Here is a 17,823-nt window from a genome sequence, read left to right as displayed (position 1 = left end):
CATGGTATATAAGAATCGAAACCTTGGCGGAGCGCGTATGAGAATCGGCTGGTACATCAACCGGTTGCGCAGCATGGAGCCGGCTGAGGTGTTGCACCGGCTGGGCGAGCAGCGTCGAAGGATCGCTTCGCGCCGCCGCGACGATGGCTGGGAGCGCTTTGCTTCGCCCCAGTTGCACCCGGTGCTGCATGGATTGCGCGATGCTGCGCTGGCTGCGACACCGGCACAACGGCAAGCCATAGCGGCGGCGGTGCAAAACACGCTTGCGGGCCAGTTTTCCGCACTTGGGCGGACATGGCCACGGCGCGACAGCGATCGGCTGTTTCCTCTCGAGCTTTGGCGCCTTGATCCGGTGACCGGCAGGCTTTGGCCGGGCCCCGAGACCCATACTTTCGATATCGATTTTCGCCATGGCTGCGGCCGCGGCGATGTAAAATACGTTTGGGAGATCAACCGGCTGCAGCAGCTGCCGCCACTGGCCGCCCACCTGCTTCTCGCCGGCGACGACCGGTCCCGGATGGCCATAGAGGCGGCGATCGGCAGCTGGCATTCAGCCAATCCGCCGTTTCGAGGGGTTGGCTGGGCCTCCGGCATCGAAGTAGCGCTGCGAGCCATCAGCCTGATTGTCACCATGGACCTCGTCGGCGACCGACTGGGCGCGGCGACACGGCAGCAAGTGGGTGAAATACTGGCGGCAAGCGCCTATTGGCTGCCACGGTTCCCTTCTCGATTTTCCTCCGCCAACAACCATCTCGTCGCAGAACTGGCTGGCGAGTATTTGGTCGGCCTGGCGTTGGGGACCGCACCCGACGCTGCACGCGGCGCCCTCCTGGCTGAGGCGCGCAAGCAGATTCTCGCCGATGGCGCCGGTGCCGAGCAGACCCCGACATATGCGGCCTTCACCGCCGAACTCATCTTGCTGTGCGCCGCTGCGGCACGCCAGGCCGGAACGCCGTTTCCCTCGCCCGTCGAAGCGCGTCTGGCCGCATTTGCCAATTTCGTCGCCTGGCTCCCACCAGCCGCCGGCTTTGGCGACAACGATGAAGGTCGCGTGCTGACGCTCGGGGATGACCCGGACTATGTCCGATCCGTCGCCGCCGCCATCCATGGCTTTCTTCGGACGCCGGGCAACACGGCGGCGCCAGACGATTTTCGTGCGCTTTTCTTTGGCACGCCGTCGGAACCGGCACCGGCGTCGCATGGGCTGCAAACGTTCACGCAAGGCGGGCTCTCCGTCTGGCGCGGTGAGATGAACGGCCGCAGCATCGATCTGACATTCGACCACGGCCCGCTCGGCTATCTCTCGATAGCGGCTCACGGCCATGCCGACGCGCTGTCGCTCACCTTGTGCGTCGATGGCGAGCCGGTGCTGGTCGACCCCGGCACCTGGCTCTATGGTTCGGGGGGCGTCTGGCGCGACTGGTTCCGCTCAACACCGGCGCATAACACGCTGAATATCGAGGGCAAAAGCCAAAGCATCATTGCCGGGGAGTTCAACTGGTCGCACAAGGCGGTTGCGGCATTGGTGGAGAGCGAGCCGGGAACGCACTGGAAGCTGCGCGCCCAGCATGACGGGTATAGAAGCCGCTTCGGCGTTGTGCATCAGCGCACCGTGATGCACCAGGCCGACGGGATCGTCGTGACCGACCAACTGCTCGGCGGCAGGCGCGTGGTCGAGGTCGTCTTTCAACTCGCAGCCGGCCTCGGCACCAACCGGGACGGAAGCACGATCATGGTGCTGCGCGGCGATGAGCCGCTGATGGCGATTCGCTTTCCGGACGCTGCGGTCGAGATCCGCGCCGGCGGCGACGCACCGGGGCAAGGCGGCTGGGTTTCACCGCGTTTTGGCGCCAGGCAGCCAGCCGAACGCATCGCCTGGCACGGCGAAGTGGGCGAGGACGGAATTAAGATCCACCTCGCGGCAATCCCCCCGTCGTAAAGACAGCGCCCGGCGCCGCTGCAGAGCGGCCTATCCGGTGTTCCGGCCGTATTCGAGATTAATTACGCTCGGGCATTTAGCGTTTTGTTACGGTTGATCGGCTAGTTCTGGCACAAATCCGGCGTGCTTTGCTCGTTGCAGCCGCAATAGCCACCTGGTTGCGGGCAACATGCAGTGGATTTGGCAAGTTTTTTGCTTCGCAATTCGCCGGATCGCCATCTCACGGCCCAGGAGCCACTGCACAGATGTTTTCTGAATTCGCCAGATTGATTGTGGAAAAGCTTGCGAACGTCAATCTGCTGACGCTCGGCCTGCTTTTTTTCACAGCACTGGGCAGCGCGGTCATCGCTTACTGGCGAACCGTCGAGCATAAATCCCTCAGGGACTTTTTCGATTTCGCTTTTCCGGCGGAAGTCATCCTGCACCCGTCGGCGCGAGCGGATGTTCTATTTTGGGTCACCAAACGGGCGATAATGCCTTTCCTGCTCATCCCTGCCGGCGTCACCTTCGTTGCCGCCGTGGGCTATGGGACACACCAGGCAATCGGCTGGCTCTTTGATATCCAGGCGCCGCTCATCGACGGCCCGGCCGGACCGGTGACGATCGTCATCTTCACCGCAACCATGCTGATCGCCTACGATATTTCGTACTATCTCTACCATGTCGCCCAGCACCACTTCCCGTTCCTGTGGGAATTGCACAAAGTGCATCATTCGGCCGAGGTGATGGTGGGAATCACCAAGGATCGGGTTCATCCGCTGGACGACCTGATGAACCGTATCTGGGATGGCGTCATCCCGGGGATCTGCTTCGGCATCTGGAGCCTGATCGCGCTCGATCCAGTAGAGATCGCTATCTTCGGCATCAACGTCTATGTCATCCGTAACATCCTGATGATGGACTTTGTTCGCCATACCCATTTCAAGATTTCCTTCGGCCCGCTGAACAGCATCATCTTGTGTCCGCACTGGCACCAGGTGCACCACAGCATCGACCCTCGCCACTACGACAAAAATTTTGGCCTGCTGTTTTCGTTCTGGGATCGCCTCTTCGGGACGCAGTTTGTCCCGGATCCGGATGAAGACCTCAAATTTGGCCTGATAGATCGCGATGTACGCGACTATCAGTCGCTCTTTGGGCTTTACATCCTGCCGCTCAAGAAGATGGGAGGGCATGTCGTCCGACTGTTCCCGAGGCGTCCCGATGTCATCGCTCAGCCACAGGATCGTTCCCCTTCATGAACACCATTGTTTCGATTGACGCTTCGAGCGCAGAGCGCCTGGAAGTTGTCCGTTCGGCGGATCGCCTGGCTGCGATCGAATCCGATTGGATGCATCTTTGGCATCGCACCGATGGGCTGATCTTTCAGAGTCATGCCTGGATTTCGGCATGGTGGAGTACCGTAGCGGACCGTGACCAGCGCGCGCTGCGGATCGGCCTGGTCTGGAACGGTGACAGGCTGGTTGCCGTCGTTCCCCTGACGATCGGCAAGCGCAAAGGCCTGCGGTTTCTCGAATGGGCGGCCAGCAGCTATACTGATTACGGGGATATCCTCGTTGCTCCGGAATGCTCGTTATCGGCCCTGCAGGACGTATGGGCCCAGATCTGTGACGCCGGTGGCTTCGATATTGCCTTTCTCAATCATCTCTTGCCGGGTGCGGCGGTCCGCAAAATTTTCACTCCGGATACCTCCGGCGGGATCAGGCTTCGCCCCAATCACAGAGAGGAAGTCAGTTATCGCGTGGCCGGACAGTGGGAGAGCGGAGCCGCGTGGTTCGCGGAGCAATCGAAAAAGACGCGGCAGAACTATCGGCGCGGCGTCAAGACGTTGGAAGAAGCGGGGAAAATAAAATTTCGCCTGCTTGCGCCAGACGAGCCATTGCAGCCGGTACTGGACCGGCTCTCTGCCCTGAAGCGCAGATGGCTGGTGGAGCGCAAGCGTGAATCCCAACTTTTTGAAGAGGGAGCGCCAGTGCTCGCGGCACTCGTCGACGCGCTGGCGCGCGCCGGCGTGCTGCGCATTTTCGTACTTGAATGCGATGGCGCGATGGTCGCGGTCTCCATCAACTTCGTCCAGCACCACACCATGATGGCGTTCGTGACCACTTTCGATCCGGATTTCAGCCAGGCGTCGCCCGGCATGATCCTGATGATGGACTACATACAGTGGTCGATCGATCACGGCCTGGGCACGGTCGATTTCCTGTGCGGCGCAGAGTCGTTCAAGCACAAATTCGCAACGCAGGGTGTTGTCCTGCAGTCCGTTCTTGGGGCGCGTACGGCGCAAGGCTCGATCGCTTCTCTTGCCGATCGTATGCGTCAGAGGGTCCGGCACGTACGCGGGCGCGGACCGGTGCCGACATCTTGATTTCGGCTTGATCGGCGCCGGAACACCGTGTCCGACAGGCAATGGCAAGCGGTGTCCTATCGCTTCCTCATCGGGTCGCCGGCAGCACCAACCGCTCAAAGTGTCGATTGTGTCTGAGATGGAACAACCCGCCAGACCTTGTTGCCGACGTCATCCGCCACCAGCAGGGCGCCGCTCCGGTCTATCGCCACCCCCACAGGACGGCCAAAAGCCTTGTTGTCCTCGCTGAGGAAGCCGGTGAGGATGTCTTGAGGCGGACCGGAGGGCCTGCCGCCGGTAAACGGTACGAAAATCACCTTGTAGCCGCTGTGCGGCTTGCGGTTCCACGAGCCATGCTGCCCGACGAAGGCGCCATTCCTGTATTGAGGACCGAACAGGTCGCCCGTGTTGAAGGTCAGGCCCAATGAAGCCGTGTGCGCCCCGAGCGCATAGTCCGGCTTGATCGCCTCGGCGACGAGGTCGGGCCGCTGCGGCTCGACGCGATCGTCGACATGCTGGCCAAAATAGCTGTAGGGCCAGCCGTAGAAGCCGCCATCCCGCACCGAAGTCATGTAGTCCGGCACGAGATCGCTGCCGATCTCGTCACGCTCATTGACGGCGACCCACAGCTCGCCGCTTTCCGGATTCCAGGACAGGCCGTTCGGATTGCGCAGCCCGGTGGCGAAGAGACGCGTCTCTTTCGAGGCGAGATCGATTTCCAGCACGGCGGCGCGGTTCTCCTCTTCCTCCAAGCCGTTCTCGCCGACATTGGAATTGGATCCGACCGTCGCATAGAGCTTTGTCCCGTCCTGCGAGGCGGTCACGTCCTTGGTCCAGTGGTGGTTCCTTCCCGCAGGCAGGTCGACGATCTTCTCCGCCGGTGCGGTGACCTCGGTCGCGCCCTCCTGGTAGGGAAAGGCCACAATTGCATTGGCGTTGGCGACATAGAGCTTGCCGTTGAGCAGGGTCATGCCGAATGGCGAGAACAGCCCTGTGAGAAAGGCGGTTTTGGTTTCAGCCACCCCGTCGCCATCCTGATCGCGCAGCAGCGAAATGCGATTGGCGCTATGCGTTCCCGCGCCGGCCTGACTCTGGAAGAAATCTACGAAGAAGCGGCGTATGCTGAAGCCCTCGTCCGGCTTGGGCGGCGCATTGCTCTCGGCCACCAGCACGTCGCCGTTTGGCAGCACGTACAGCCAGCGCGGATGGTCGAGCCCGCCGGCAAACTCGTTGACCGCAAATCCCTGGGCCGCCGTCGGCTTCGTGCCCTGCGGCCACGGCCTGGCCTTGGCGACATGGACGGTCGGCAGCCAGGTCGGATTGGGCTCCGGCAGGGTCGGGTTGGGGCCATAGGTCTCCGCGATCGGAACTGTCGCCTCTTCGCGGGACAGGAAGAAGACGGCCCCGCCGGCGACGACAAGAAGAATGATCAGCACGAGAAGGGCGGTAAGCAAGTTTTTCACCAGACCTCGGAAGGTCGAATGAACGCAAACGCGCTTATCGCGTTCCGGTTGCGGACGGAGCGGCCGATAGGGAGAAGTAGGCCGCAAGCGCACGGACGTCGTCGTCTGTCAGGCCCTTCGCGGCATTGGCCATGAGATGGCCGAAGCGCGTTCCGCCACGCTTTCCCGCCCTGAACAGCCCAAGCTGCGCCTCGATATAGCGCTCCGGCTGGCCGGCAATGGAGGGATAGAGCGGGCTGCGGTCGTGTCTCCGGTGACAGCCGAGACAGGCAGGCACGCCGGCGTCCTTCACCCCTTTCTCGGCGACTTCCCTGCCGCGCCGCACAAGTGCGGGATCGCCCCCGACGCCGGGGTGCATCGTCGGCAGGGCGGCGAAATGCTTGGCCAGGTCCGGCCAGAACTGAGGCTTTGCCTCAGTTGCGGGCAGGCTCATCAACCCGCTTGCCCGGCCTCCCTCGGCATAGGCACGCAGGCTTTCAAGGAGATAGGCCTCGCTCTGCCCGGCGAGAACGGGTATCGCGGGAGCACGCCCGAGCCCGTCCGCACCGTGGCAGCGGGCGCAATCCGCGAGCGCCTGCCTTAGGGCTCCGGCAGCGCCTGCAGGAGGCGCAAGCCTTTCTCCATAGGCGAGGTCACGATAGGTGGCCTCGTCCATCGACGGCAGTTCGCGTAGGAAGGCGACCATCGCCCAGACCTCGTCGTCGCGTTCCTGCGTCGGCCAAGCCGGCATGCCGGTAAAGCGCACGCCGTGCTTGACGATGCGGAAAAGCTCCGCGTCGGACCATTCGCCGACGGTCCCGGCAAGGTCAGGCGGCTGCGGCAGCATCCTCATGACGACAGGAGATCGCGGTTCGCCCGGCGCACCGTGACAGATGGCGCAGCCGCGCGCGAAATGCCCGGCGGCCGGCTGGACCGCATGGCGCGGCAAAGCTTCCGGAACATCGACCGCCAGGGCATAGGTGCGCACAGCCGATCGCATGGCGAAATGGAGAAACCATTCCGTGATCTTCCAATGGCCGCTTGAGGCACCGACATTGAAAAAGCCGATCCAGGCCGCCAGCACCACGACAAAGGGCAGAATGGCAAGCGCGATGGCGAGCTTCTTCCAGCTGATATGCATCAGACCGCCTTCCGCGGCGGGGTGGCGAGCATGCGCGCGAAAAGCGTCACGCCGCCGGTCAGGTAGACCGCGGCGCCGAGCAGAAGCATGATTACGCCGCCAAGCTCCTGATCCTGCTGGGCGGAAAGGGCGACGCCGAAGCAGCTTACCTCGCCCGTCCCATAAAGCGGCCTCGGGGTCAGCGCCAGCAGCGCGCCGAGCAACGTCATATGGATGGACGTGAGAAGCAGGGCGAAAGCGCCGGCGGCATTGCCTGCGGTATCCGAGTCGCGGCGCGGCAGGCAGGCCAGCCACAAGAACAGCCCGGCGGCGAGGAACGTGGCCTGCTCGATGGCGGTCGCAAACAGCGAGCTTTCCGCCAGCGTCCGCAAGGCCGGCGCGTGCCAGGACCAGACGACGATGAGTTCGACGAGGGAGGCGGGAAGGGCGAGGGTGAACGCCCGGCTTGCATCTGGTGTCGGGCCGAGCGGGATCCCAATCGCCATCAGCGGCGCAGCGATCGCCACCACTCCCATATGCGCCAGCATGTGCGCCGAAAACGAATCCTGCCAGGCGTCGAGCAGCGGTCCGAGCCAGACCAGGGCAAGGACAAAGAGACCGAGGATGAGGCATGCGCGTCTCACCGGATACACTCCGTCAGGAACAACGCGGGCATCGCGGTGAAGATCACGGCGATGAAGCTGAGACCCGAGAGCAGCAGCGTCGCAAAACCCTGGAACAGGGCCCGGTCCCGCTTCGTCGGATCGTCATGCGGCGGATCGTCGGTGCCGAAGCCCCATTGCCGCCAAGCGAGCCATGCGGACAGCGCGATGAGTGAAAGGGCGATCACAGTGGCGGCGGCGATGCCCGCGCGCACAGCGCTGAAACTCAGCCCGACAAGCTCGGGCTTAGCGCAATAGATCGCCGCGCCTATGTAGCAAACGAGGAAATGCGCAACCCACACCACGGGCGCGGTAAACAGCGTCCAGAGCGTTTCGATCTCTCTCGGAATGAGCCGCATCGCCGCCTCACATCGCTGCCGGAAAGAGGCCAATAGTGGCAAAGGTGATGACGGCGGTAATTAGCAGGAAATGCCAGTAGAGCACCACATTGCATAGATCCATGTCATGCTTCGGCGTAAGTCGGCCGGCCAGCGAGCGTGCTAGGCAGTAGGCCTGCATGACCGTGCCGAGCGCCGCATGGGCGAGCACCCAGATCACGAGGATCCACACAATTGCGGGATAGACGTGGCGCGTCGGGTCCATGCCGGGAGACCACGGCGCGGCCAAGCCTGCGGCGGACGCGGCAACGGTCGTCAGCAGGGACAGCACCAGCAAGCCGCGCATAGCGGCCGTGGCGCCGCGCCTGTTGAACATGCGGGCCGCCACCATCAATCCCCACGCTGCAGCGAACAGGATGGCAGCCGCCAGCGACCAGGCTGCGTCAGGCCCGGCAATCCCCGCGGTGAAGTCGATATGGATCGTCCAGTAGAAGAAATAGCCGAAAACGAGGCTGGCGAAGGCCGTGCCGTCGCCCACCATGGTGATGAACATCGCCCACCAGCCGACCGAATCGGGGCCGGAGGCATAAAGCGGCAGGCTGAGCCCCAGACCGACATCCTTTTCCGGCTTCTCTGGGATTTCTCCGGTGCCCGTCCAGAGCCAGTAGATGACGGCGCAAAAGCAGGTGATTGCCGCCAGCGCCGTCGCGATCCACCAGTGGAAGGTAAGCGCGATGAAGGCGGCCCCGAGCGAGAGGGCCGAGACGATGGTGACATGGGACGTGCCGCCGACGCGCAGCACCTGGATGGGCTCGGCGTCGAGCACGGAGGTGACCAGGCCTTCGCGCCATCCCTCTTCCGCGTCGGGCAGGTAATAGCGGCCGCCATTGACCTTGCGCGCAAGGTCCTTCTGGTCCCAGAGGGGATAGCGGCTGCGCACGATGGGTATCGAGCGGACGCCCCAGTTCTCCTCCGGCTCGGAGATCCATTCCAGCGTGCCGGCGTTCCATGGGTTGAATTCGCCGCGCGGCTCCCTGTGCTTCGGCCTGAGCACGTCGAAGACGACCACCAGCACGCCGGCGGCGAAGATGAAGGCTCCGGCCGTCGAGATCAGGTTCAGCCAGTCCAAGCCGATTTCGGCCGGATAGGTGAAGACGCGCCGGGGCATGCCGCGCAGCCCGCTCAGATGCATCGGGAAGAAGGCGATGTTGAAGCCGCAGAACATTAGCCAGAAGGCGAGCCGCCCGAGACGGTCGGAGAGCTTCTTCGCGTCGATCAGCGGATAGTAGTAATAGAGCCCCGCCACGACCGGAAAAAGCATGCCTCCGATCAGCACATAATGGAGGTGCGCGACGACAAAATACGTGTCGTGCGCCTGCCAGTCGAAGGGTGCGAGCGCCACCATGACGCCCGTCAGGCCACCGATGACGAAGATGGCCAATCCTCCAGTGCCGAACAGCATCGGTGTCGAGAAGATCACCCGGCCGGCCAGCATGGTGGCGATGAAGACGAAGATCTGCACACCCGTCGGGATCGCCACCGTCTCCGAGGCCGCCGAGAAGAAGGCCAGCGAGATCTGCGGCAGGCCTGTGGCAAACATATGGTGCACCCACAGGCCGAAGGAGAGGAACCCCGTCCCCACTGCCGCGAGCACGATCCAGGAATAACCGACGATCGGACGCTGGGAAAAAGTCGGCACGATCATCGCCATCAGCGCGATCGCCGGCAGGAAGATGATGTAGACTTCCGGATGGCCGAATATCCAGAACAGATGCTGCCACAGCAGCGGGTCGCCGCCGCGCGCTGCGTCGAAGAACGGCCAATCGAACATCCGTTCCATCTCGAACAGGAGGTCGCCGGCGATCAGCGGCGGGAAGGCGAACAGGATCATTCCGGCAACGATCAGCAGGTACCAGGCGAAGAGCGGCATCAGGTTGATGCGCATGCCCGGCGCGCGGCATTTCATGATGCCGACGATGAGCTCGACGGCGGCCGCGATCGAGGCGACTTCGATGAAGGAAAGGCCGAGCAGCCAGATATCGGCGCCGATGCCGGAGAACTGCTTGTCGGTGGCGAGCGGCGGATACATGAACCAGCCTGCCGACGGCGCCGCATTGAAGAAGATTGAGCCGCAGACGAAGATACCGCCGAGGAGAAAGCTCCAAAAACTGAACGCCCCGAGGCGCGGGAACGGCATCTCGCGCGCGCCCAGCATCGGCGGCAGCAGGAAGATCGCGACCGCCTCGAAGATCGGCACCGCGAACAGGAACATCATCACCGTGCCATGCAGGGTGAACGCCTGGTTGAAGAAGTCGGCCGACAGGAAGTCGTTGTCGGGCACGGCGAGCTGCAGCCGCATCAGCAGTGCGAGCGCGCCGGCGAACAGCATGAAGGCGAAGGCAGCCGAGCCGTACCAGAGGCCGATCTGGAAATTGTTCACCGAGGTCCAGTAGCGCCAGCCGGCCGGATTGGCCCAGACGGCGCGCAGCCGCTCTTCCTGCGCCTTGTGTTCCTCCCGCGAACGCTCCTTGATCGCAGCGCTCATTGCAGACCTCTCAGCCAGGTGGCGATGGCGCGAATGTCATCCGGCGGCAACATGTCGAAGGCCGGCATCCTGGAGCCGGGCTTGATCAGGTCGGGCCGGGCGATGAAGCGGGCGACTGCGTCTTCGGTGTTGGGCAGGATGCCGGCTCCGACGGCAACGCGGGAACCGAGATGCGAAAGATCCGGGCCGATCAGGCCGCGCGCATCGGTGCCCGCGACGAAATGGCAGGACCCGCAGCCATGGCGCAGGAACAGCGCGCCGCCGCTCGCGCCGGCCCCTTCCGCGGGAATTGCCTGGGCGGCGAGCCAGGACCGGAATGCTTCGGGCTCCATCGCCACGGCCGAGAACGCCATCAGCGCGTGAGACGTGCCGCAATATTCCGTACAGGGCCCGCGGAAGATACCGGGTTTCGTGGCCATCAGCGAAAGCCTGTTGGTGCGGCCGGGGATCATGTCCATCTTGCCGCCGAGCGGTGGGATCCAGAAGGAATGGATCACATCGGCACTTTTCAGGGTCAATTCGACCCGCTCGCCGACCGGCAGCCTGATCTCGTTGGCGGAAGCGATCGGCGGACGCTGAGATGGGCGGTAGACAACTTCCCACCAGAACTGCCTGCCGGTGACTTCAATCCGCAGGGCGGCGGAGCTCGCCTGCGCGAAGGGCCGAAGGCCAGGCATCAGCCACAGTGCATAGGCGAGCAGGGCACAAAGCGTGACCGACGGGAAGACCACGCCGCCCCAAAGGATGATGCTGCTGGCAGACTTTTCGGCCAGCCTGCGGCGATTGAATAGGGCTGAATGAAGAAGCAGGCCGACCACGCCCAGCCAGATGACGGCGCCGCCGCTTAGCATTACCCAGAACAATATGGCTATCTGCTGCGCTTCCGCTCCCGCGGGCTCAAGTACCGACCGGGCGCCGGCATAGCCGCTCGCGAGCAATAATGACGCGGCGGACAGGCTGAAATATTGACCCATTTCCAACCCCTCCGCCGTAAACCGGCGAGAGGGGCGGAAGGTTCCGGGCAACTGAGCTTTCGAACCAAGCTGCATTCGCCGCTGCTCTTTGGGCAATTTTTCAACGCGTGACGAAACAATTGCGCTCGATCCCCGTTTGCCCGTCATAGCGAGTGTTGGGGGGAATGTTGGGGGCGGGTGTTGGGATCGCCCATGCCAAAGGAGGCGACGATGAGCGCAACCGGCCTGGAAGTTTTTGACAAAACCCTGCAGACGACAAACATCTGGCTGTACGAGATCATGGCCGACCACGGGCCCGATAGGCGCGTTGCCTGGCATATGCTGGGAGCCGTTTTACGCACCTGGCGGGATTGGCTGCAGATCGAACTGGCTGCCAATTTGGGAGCGGAACTGCCGCTTCTCGTGCGCGGAGCCTACTATGATCGGTATAGGCCGCGTGATCTGCCGGCCACCAGCCGTTCATTGGAGGAATTCCTGCAGCGGGTGGCCGAGGAGATGAAATCCACTCGACCCGTGAATCCCGAGGATGCGACGAGATCCGTGTTCAAGGTACTCGCCAGGCATGTCGACCTCGGCCAGTCGGCCAAGGTGCGGGACGCGTTGCCGAAGCAGATCCGGGCGCTTTGGCCCGAAAGTGTTGGAGTCTAGCAGCAGCAAGACAAAAGTCCGGCTGCCGATACGGTTCTCAGCTGCCTCCGCCCGGCCGGTCTTTCCCCTCGCGATACAGTCGCTCAGTGGCCCGATCGCTTTCTCTGCGCTCTGCAGGCCCCCGATGGCGCCACGTGAGGAGTGCGTAGGCGATCAGGATTGCCAGCAGCAGCGGGCCGCCAGCAACGACGATCAACCACATACTGTTCTCGAACATGGAACATCTCCTTTCCCTCGTTACCGAGAAGGAGCGAAACCGTTGCTCCTGGTGCAGGGTTGGGCACCGCAGTGTAGCTCTCTTCACCGAATCACCCGTGCGCCGCCAATTCAACTGCTGAGCGCAGGCGGCATGGTTTTCCTCCAGAAAAACAGCTTGTTCACAGCGGGCTGTTGCACTCGGCACGCGCTGATGGAAGAATGGACATCCCTCGGAAACGTTCCATTGTGCGAGCCATTCGCTGGCTGGCTTTCAGGCGTTCACTATATCTGTCTCGACCCCTAACATCCGGTCGCAGACGCACTACGTGATGATAGGGAACCACAAAGGCTTTCCGATAGTTGAATGAAGGGCGACAGCAACCAGACCGGCCGGGGCGAGGATACCATGCGCGAGAACCAGTCCGACGTCTTCGATCTGTTTTCGGAGATTTACACGAATGTGGCGCAGGAGGAGATAAGCATCCAGCAATATCTCCTTGCCTGCCGCGAGGATAAATCGATGTATGCCTCGGCGCCCGAACGGATGGTCGAGGCGATCGGCGAGCCCACCCTGGTCGACACCAGCATGGATGAGCGGCTCGGCCGCATTTTCGCCAACAGGACAATCAAGATTTATCCCACCTTTTCCGAGTTTTATGGCATGGAGGACACGATCGAGCGCATAGCCGGCTATTTCCGCTATGCCTCTCAAGGGCTCGAGGAACGCAAGCAGATCCTCTACCTGCTTGGCCCTGTCGGCGGCGGTAAGTCCTCGCTCGCCGAACGGCTGAAGAAGCTGATGGAGCAGCGTCCGATCTATACGCTGAAGGTGGGCGGCCAGATCAGCCCGGTTTTCGAATCGCCGCTCGGGCTTTTCAATCCTGACCGCATGGGCGACCTTTTGGAGGACAAATACGGCATCGCGCGGCGCCGGCTGAACGGCCTGATCTCGCCGTGGGCGGCCAAGCGCCTCGATGAACTGTCCGGCGACATCTCCAAGTTCAGCGTCGTGAAGCTGATGCCTTCGCGGCTGCGCCAGATCGGCATCGCCAAGACCGAGCCGGGCGATGAGAACAACCAGGACGTTTCGGCCCTGGTCGGCAAGGTCGATATAAGACAGCTCGAGCATTTCAGCCAATCCGATCCGGACGCCTATTCCTACAGCGGCGGCCTGAACCGGACCACGCAAGGGTTGCTTGAGTTTGTCGAGATGTTCAAGGCGCCGATCAAGGTCCTCCATCCGTTGCTGACCGCTACCCAGGAAGGCAGCTACAACGGTACGGAAAACTTCGGATCTTTCCCTTATCAGGGCATCGTCGTAGCCCATTCCAACGAGTCGGAATGGCTGCAGTTCAAGAACAACAAGAACAACGAGGCGTTCCTCGACCGTATCCTGGTGGTCAAGGTGCCGTACTGCCTGCAGGTCACCGAAGAAAGGCAGATCTACGAAAAGCTGCTGCGCGAAAGCGAGTTGGCTTCCAGTCCCTGTGCACCGGAGGTGCTGGACATTCTCAGCCGGTTCACCGTCTCGACCCGTCTGGCCGAGCACGACAATTCGCCGCTTTACACGAAGATGCGCGTTTATGACGGCGAGAACCTCAAGGACATAGATCCCAAGGCGAAGTCGGTTCAGGAATACCGCGATGCCGCCGGAGTCGACGAGGGCATGACCGGCGTCAGCACACGCTTCGCTTTCAAGATCCTGTCGCAGACATTCAACTACGACACCAAGGAAGTGGCCGCCGATCCTGTGCATCTGATGTACATTCTGGAGGAGGCTATCAAGCGCGAGCAGTTCCCGAAGGAAACGGAAGCCGCCTATCTCGACTTCATAAAGTCGGAACTGGCGACGCGTTATGCCGAGTTCATCGGCCATGAGATTCAGAAGGCCTATCTGGAATCCTACAGCGAATACGGCCAGAACCTGTTCGACCGCTACATCGCCTACGCCGATGCCTGGATCGAGGATCAGGACTACAAAGACCCCGATACAGGCCAGATCCTCAACCGCGGGGTGCTGGACAACGAACTGTCGCAAGTCGAAAAGCCGGCCGGCATTGCCAATCCCAAGGACTTCCGCAACGAGGTCGTGAAGTTCACGTTGCGCGCCCGGGCGAGGAACCATGGCCGCAACCCGTCATGGACAAGCTATGAAAAGCTGCGCGAAGTCATCGAGAAGCGGATGTTCGGCCAAGTCGAGGATCTGCTCCCGGTGATCAGCTTCGGCTCCAAGCAGGACAGCGTAACGGAGAAGCGGCATACCGAGTTCGTGCATCGGATGGTCGGACGCGGTTACACCGAACGTCAGGTCCGCCGGCTGGTGGACTGGTACATGCGGGTGAACAAGGCGGGCTGAGTCCGGCCGGGATGGTTCCATGCCGATCTTTGTCGATCGCCGACTGAACCCGAAGGACAAGAGCCTCGGCAACCGCCAGCGCTTCCTGAAGCGTGCGCGCGAAGAGCTGAAGCGAAGCATCCGGGATCGGATCCGTATCGGCAAGATCGCCGATGTCGACAGCGAGCACGCCGTCTCCATGCCGGCGAGGGGCACAGCCGAGCCGAGCTTCAGCGATGCGAAGGACAGCGGCAGGCGGCAGCACATCCTGCCGGGCAACAAGCATTTCGCTCCAGGCGACCGGGTTCCCAAGCCCGGCCAGGGCGGCGGCGGCTCGTCTCCGGGGAAAACGGTCTCGGAAGACGATTTTCGTTTCGTGCTCTCGCGCGAAGAGGTGCTCGACCTCTTTTTCGAGGATCTCGAACTTCCCGACATGGTCAAGCTCAACCTCAAGGAGATACTTGCCTTTAAGCCGCGCCGGGCCGGATTCGCCGCGACCGGTTCCCCGACCAATATCAATGTCGGGCGCACGATGCGACACAGCCATGGTCGCCGGATTGCGCTCAGGCGTCCTAGGCGCGAGGAACTTGATGCGATTGAGAAGGAACTCGAAATCCTGGAGGCAGAGCCCCAGAGCGCGGCGGCACACCAGCGCATTACAGCGTTGCGGGAAGAGCTTGAGCGACTTGAGCGCCGCCGCAAGCGGATCGCCTATGTCGACCCCGTCGACATCCGCTTCAACCGTTTCGACGCCCAGCCTGTGCCGAATGCCAATGCGGTCATGTTCTGTCTCATGGACGTATCCGGCTCGATGGGCGAACGCGAGAAGGATCTGGCCAAGCGCTTCTTCGTGCTGTTGCACCTCTTCCTGAAACGGCGCTACGACCGCACCGAAATCGTCTTCATCCGCCATACGCACGAGGCGCAGGAGGTGGACGAGGAGACCTTCTTCTACAATACCCAAAGCGGCGGTACGGTCGTTTCCACGGCACTCGAGGAGATGCATCGCATCATCGCGCAACGCTATCCCTCCAACGAGTGGAACATCTATGCCGCCCAGGCATCGGACGGCGACAATTTCGTAACCGATTCCGAGCGCTGCATCGGTCTCATGGACGGCCAGATCATGCGCCTGTGCCAGTATTTCGCCTATGTCGAGATCATTGACGAACGCGAGAGCCATATTTTCGGCAGCACCGACAATGGAACCTCGCTCTGGCGCGCCTACAGCGCTGTCAACCAGAGATGGCCGAATTTCCAGATGAGCCGTATCGCCAACGCAGCCGACATCTATCCGGTCTTTCGCCAGCTCTTTGCCAGGCAGCCGGCCTTCCAGAAAAGTGCTTGAGGGGGGAACTGATGGCGAACCAGGCCAGCAAATCCAGCCAAACCAGCAAATCCGGTTTGCTCTTTTCAGGGTCCGACTGGGATTTCAAGACACTGTCGCGCGCCTACGAAGCAATCGAGGCGATCGCGATCGAAGAGCTTCACCTCGACGTCTATCCGGTGCAGATGGAGATCATCTCGTCCCAGCAGATGCTCGACGCCTATTCCTCGGTCGGCATGCCGCTGATGTATCGCCACTGGTCTTTCGGCAAGCATTTCCTCTACCAGGAATTGCTCTATCGCAAAGGCGGGCGGGGGCTCGCCTATGAACTGGTCATCAATTCCAATCCTTGCATCGTCTACCTGATGGAGGAAAACACCATGGCCCTGCAGGCCCTGGTGACAGCTCATGCAGCGCTTGGCCATAATCATTTCTTCAAGAACAATCATCTGTTCCGGCAGTGGACGGACGCCAGCGCGATCCTGAGCTATCTCGATTTCGCCAAGGGTTACATTGCCCGTTGCGAGGAGCGGCACGGTGTGGCCGCGGTGGAGGCGATCCTCGACTCGGCCCACGCGCTGATGGAACAGGGCGTGTTCAGATACCATCGGCCGCCGAAGCTGTCGTCGGAGCGGCAGCGTGAAGGCGTTCGCGAGCGCCTGGAGTACGAAGAGCGTTCCTACAATGACCTGTGGCGCACACTCCCGCGATCGAAGGACGGGACCAAGGCCAGCGAAACGGACCTCGGCATGGCGGAGCGGAAGAAAACGCTCAACCTGCCCGAGGAAAACCTGCTCTACTTCCTGGAAAAAAACAGCCTGGCCCTGGAGCCTTGGCAACGTGAAATCATCAGGATCGTCCGCGTCGTCGCGCAATACTTCTATCCGCAGCGGCAGACGCAGGTGATGAACGAAGGTTGCGCCACGTTTGTGCACTACACACTCATGAACATGCTGTTCGATCGCGGTCTGATCACCGAAGGCGCGATGCTGGAAATCCTGCGCAACCATTCGAACGTGATCTTTCAGCCGGGCTTCGACGACCCGCGTTTTTCCGGCATCAATCCCTATGCCCTGGGCCTCGACATGATGCAGGACATCCAGCGCATATCGACTGAGCCGACCGCCGAGGATCGTGACTGGTTCCCCGATATCGCCGGCAACGGCAATTGGCGCGAAACCCTGCTCTACGCATGGGCGAACCATCGCGACGAATCTTTCATCCGCCAGTATCTGAGCCCCGCTCTGATGCGGAAGTGGCGGTTCTTTATCCTCGCCGATGCCGCCAGCGAACCGCATTACGAAGTTGCGTCGATACACAATGAGCGTGGCTACGAAAAAATACGCGCCGGGCTCGCCCAAAGCTACGACATCGGCGCGAGCCGGCCGGATATCCAGGTGGTGGATGTCGATCTGCTCGGCGACCGACAGTTGCGACTGGAGCACAAGGTGAAGGACGGCATCGTGCTGGAGGAGGCCAGTCGCGACGCCACACTGCGCCATATCCGTCGCCTGTGGGGCTATGAGGTCAGCCTGGCGGCGATCGATGCACAAACGGGCGGGACGCTCAACGAACGTTCGACCAGCCAAATCGGCGAATGACCAAAACCGGGATGGCCGGCGACGGCGTCGTTCTGCCGCCAATCGCTGCAAAATCCGCGCAGTTTCGTGATCAAGCCGTTGGACCCGGGAAGGTCGGTTCCGTGGGAATCTCGGATGGTGTCTCGGGCGGAATTTCGACGGGCTGCCTTTCCGGGCTGGGAACGGGATCAGGCGAAGGCGGAGGAACGCCCGGAGGCTCACCCGGCGGAGTTTCCGGCGGAGCAGGCGGCCGGGCAGGCTCGGGATTGGGATTATCCGGCATCGGCACAGGATTATTCGGATCAGGATCAGGATCGGTCATGGACACTCCCCGAAGCTTGCTTCACATCTCCTCGGCGCCAATGTGT

14 protein-coding genes are annotated in these 17,823 nt (G+C 62.0%); 7 read left to right on the top strand and 7 right to left on the bottom strand.

Annotated elements, in window-relative coordinates; genetic code table 11:
- The first annotated feature begins 37 nt into the window (after positions 1–37).
- From BQ8482_RS14160 to BQ8482_RS14150, 3 genes are all read left to right on the top strand, one after another.
- Entirely contained in the window at positions 38–1,939 is a 1,902-nt protein-coding gene (locus tag BQ8482_RS14160) for a heparinase II/III family protein (protein WP_123148507.1), read from the top strand.
- A gap of 245 nt (positions 1,940–2,184) precedes the next feature.
- On the top strand, positions 2,185–3,180 hold the full coding sequence (locus BQ8482_RS14155) for a sterol desaturase family protein (RefSeq protein ID WP_123148203.1): 996 nt from the start codon (positions 2,185–2,187) through the stop codon (positions 3,178–3,180).
- On the top strand, positions 3,177–4,307 hold the full coding sequence (locus tag BQ8482_RS14150) for a GNAT family N-acetyltransferase (protein WP_123148202.1): 1,131 nt from the start codon (positions 3,177–3,179) through the stop codon (positions 4,305–4,307). Before BQ8482_RS14155 ends, BQ8482_RS14150 begins: the two co-directional genes overlap by 4 nt.
- Positions 4,308–4,402: 95 nt before the next feature.
- Here BQ8482_RS14150 and BQ8482_RS14145 read toward each other — a convergent pair whose 3' ends face one another.
- From BQ8482_RS14145 to coxB, 6 genes are all read right to left on the bottom strand, one after another.
- The gene (locus tag BQ8482_RS14145) at positions 4,403–5,677 is read right to left on the bottom strand and encodes a PQQ-dependent sugar dehydrogenase (protein WP_244602828.1); all 1,275 of its coding nucleotides are present in this window, start codon (positions 5,675–5,677) and stop codon (positions 4,403–4,405) included.
- A gap of 106 nt (positions 5,678–5,783) precedes the next feature.
- Positions 5,784–6,869: a c-type cytochrome gene (locus tag BQ8482_RS14140; protein ID WP_123148200.1), complete on the bottom strand. Its 1,086-nt coding sequence runs from the start codon at positions 6,867–6,869 to the stop codon at positions 5,784–5,786.
- Positions 6,869–7,492, bottom strand: a complete 624-nt coding sequence (locus tag BQ8482_RS14135) for a cytochrome c oxidase assembly protein (protein ID WP_165848566.1) — start codon at positions 7,490–7,492, stop codon at positions 6,869–6,871. Before BQ8482_RS14135 ends, BQ8482_RS14140 begins: the two co-directional genes overlap by 1 nt.
- Positions 7,489–7,869 carry a hypothetical protein gene (locus BQ8482_RS14130; RefSeq protein WP_123148198.1) on the bottom strand — a complete coding sequence of 127 codons (381 nt, stop codon included), beginning with the start codon at positions 7,867–7,869 and terminating at the stop codon, positions 7,489–7,491. The genes BQ8482_RS14135 and BQ8482_RS14130 overlap by 4 nt, the downstream gene beginning before the upstream one ends.
- A gap of 7 nt (positions 7,870–7,876) precedes the next feature.
- Positions 7,877–10,393: a cytochrome c oxidase subunit I gene (ctaD, locus tag BQ8482_RS14125; protein WP_123148197.1), complete on the bottom strand. Its 2,517-nt coding sequence runs from the start codon at positions 10,391–10,393 to the stop codon at positions 7,877–7,879.
- Positions 10,390–11,367, bottom strand: coding sequence for a cytochrome c oxidase subunit II (coxB, locus tag BQ8482_RS14120; RefSeq protein ID WP_123148196.1), 978 nt, complete (start codon positions 11,365–11,367; stop codon positions 10,390–10,392). Before coxB ends, ctaD begins: the two co-directional genes overlap by 4 nt.
- A gap of 210 nt (positions 11,368–11,577) precedes the next feature.
- Between coxB and BQ8482_RS14115 the strand changes: the two genes are divergently transcribed.
- Positions 11,578–12,015, top strand: a complete 438-nt coding sequence (locus BQ8482_RS14115; protein ID WP_123148506.1) for a DUF2267 domain-containing protein — start codon at positions 11,578–11,580, stop codon at positions 12,013–12,015.
- Between the two features lie 37 nt (positions 12,016–12,052).
- On the opposite strand, the gene BQ8482_RS14110 is transcribed toward BQ8482_RS14115, so the two are convergent.
- On the bottom strand, positions 12,053–12,232 hold the full coding sequence (locus tag BQ8482_RS14110) for a hypothetical protein (protein ID WP_123148195.1): 180 nt from the start codon (positions 12,230–12,232) through the stop codon (positions 12,053–12,055).
- 387 nt (positions 12,233–12,619) lie between these two features.
- Between BQ8482_RS14110 and BQ8482_RS14105 the strand changes: the two genes are divergently transcribed.
- Genes BQ8482_RS14105 through BQ8482_RS14095 form a run of 3 tightly spaced genes read left to right on the top strand, consistent with a single transcriptional unit; the run spans position 12,620 to position 17,476 of the window.
- Positions 12,620–14,569 (top strand): PrkA family serine protein kinase, encoded by a 1,950-nt coding sequence (locus tag BQ8482_RS14105; RefSeq protein WP_123148505.1) that lies wholly within the window; start codon positions 12,620–12,622, stop codon positions 14,567–14,569.
- 19 nt (positions 14,570–14,588) lie between these two features.
- Positions 14,589–15,896 carry a YeaH/YhbH family protein gene (locus BQ8482_RS14100; protein ID WP_123148194.1) on the top strand — a complete coding sequence of 436 codons (1,308 nt, stop codon included), beginning with the start codon at positions 14,589–14,591 and terminating at the stop codon, positions 15,894–15,896.
- 11 nt (positions 15,897–15,907) lie between these two features.
- Entirely contained in the window at positions 15,908–17,476 is a 1,569-nt protein-coding gene (locus BQ8482_RS14095) for a SpoVR family protein (protein ID WP_123148193.1), read from the top strand.
- Positions 17,477–17,823 lie beyond the last annotated feature (347 nt).

Origin of the sequence: Mesorhizobium delmotii, assembly GCF_900149755.1 — a bacterium.
Taxonomy (GTDB): Bacteria; Pseudomonadota; Alphaproteobacteria; order Rhizobiales; family Rhizobiaceae; genus Mesorhizobium; species Mesorhizobium delmotii.
Note: the sequence above shows the minus strand (reverse complement) of the source record. Positions and strands in the feature narration are given on the sequence as shown.

What these genes read in the sequence shown, in the direction of transcription:
- BQ8482_RS14140 (WP_123148200.1), bottom strand. Translation starts at nt 6,869, where the DNA reads ATGCATATCAGCTGGAAGAAGCTCGCCATCGCGCTTGCCATTCTGCCC.
- BQ8482_RS14155 (WP_123148203.1), top strand. Translation starts at nt 2,185, where the DNA reads ATGTTTTCTGAATTCGCCAGATTGATTGTGGAAAAGCTTGCGAACGTC.
- BQ8482_RS14160 (WP_123148507.1), top strand. Translation starts at nt 38, where the DNA reads ATGAGAATCGGCTGGTACATCAACCGGTTGCGCAGCATGGAGCCGGCT.
- BQ8482_RS14130 (WP_123148198.1), bottom strand. Translation starts at nt 7,869, where the DNA reads ATGCGGCTCATTCCGAGAGAGATCGAAACGCTCTGGACGCTGTTTACC.
- BQ8482_RS14150 (WP_123148202.1), top strand. Translation starts at nt 3,177, where the DNA reads ATGAACACCATTGTTTCGATTGACGCTTCGAGCGCAGAGCGCCTGGAA.
- coxB (WP_123148196.1), bottom strand. Translation starts at nt 11,367, where the DNA reads ATGGGTCAATATTTCAGCCTGTCCGCCGCGTCATTATTGCTCGCGAGC.
- BQ8482_RS14110 (WP_123148195.1), bottom strand. Translation starts at nt 12,232, where the DNA reads ATGTTCGAGAACAGTATGTGGTTGATCGTCGTTGCTGGCGGCCCGCTG.
- BQ8482_RS14115 (WP_123148506.1), top strand. Translation starts at nt 11,578, where the DNA reads ATGAGCGCAACCGGCCTGGAAGTTTTTGACAAAACCCTGCAGACGACA.
- ctaD (WP_123148197.1), bottom strand. Translation starts at nt 10,393, where the DNA reads ATGAGCGCTGCGATCAAGGAGCGTTCGCGGGAGGAACACAAGGCGCAG.
- BQ8482_RS14100 (WP_123148194.1), top strand. Translation starts at nt 14,589, where the DNA reads ATGCCGATCTTTGTCGATCGCCGACTGAACCCGAAGGACAAGAGCCTC.
- BQ8482_RS14095 (WP_123148193.1), top strand. Translation starts at nt 15,908, where the DNA reads ATGGCGAACCAGGCCAGCAAATCCAGCCAAACCAGCAAATCCGGTTTG.
- BQ8482_RS14105 (WP_123148505.1), top strand. Translation starts at nt 12,620, where the DNA reads ATGCGCGAGAACCAGTCCGACGTCTTCGATCTGTTTTCGGAGATTTAC.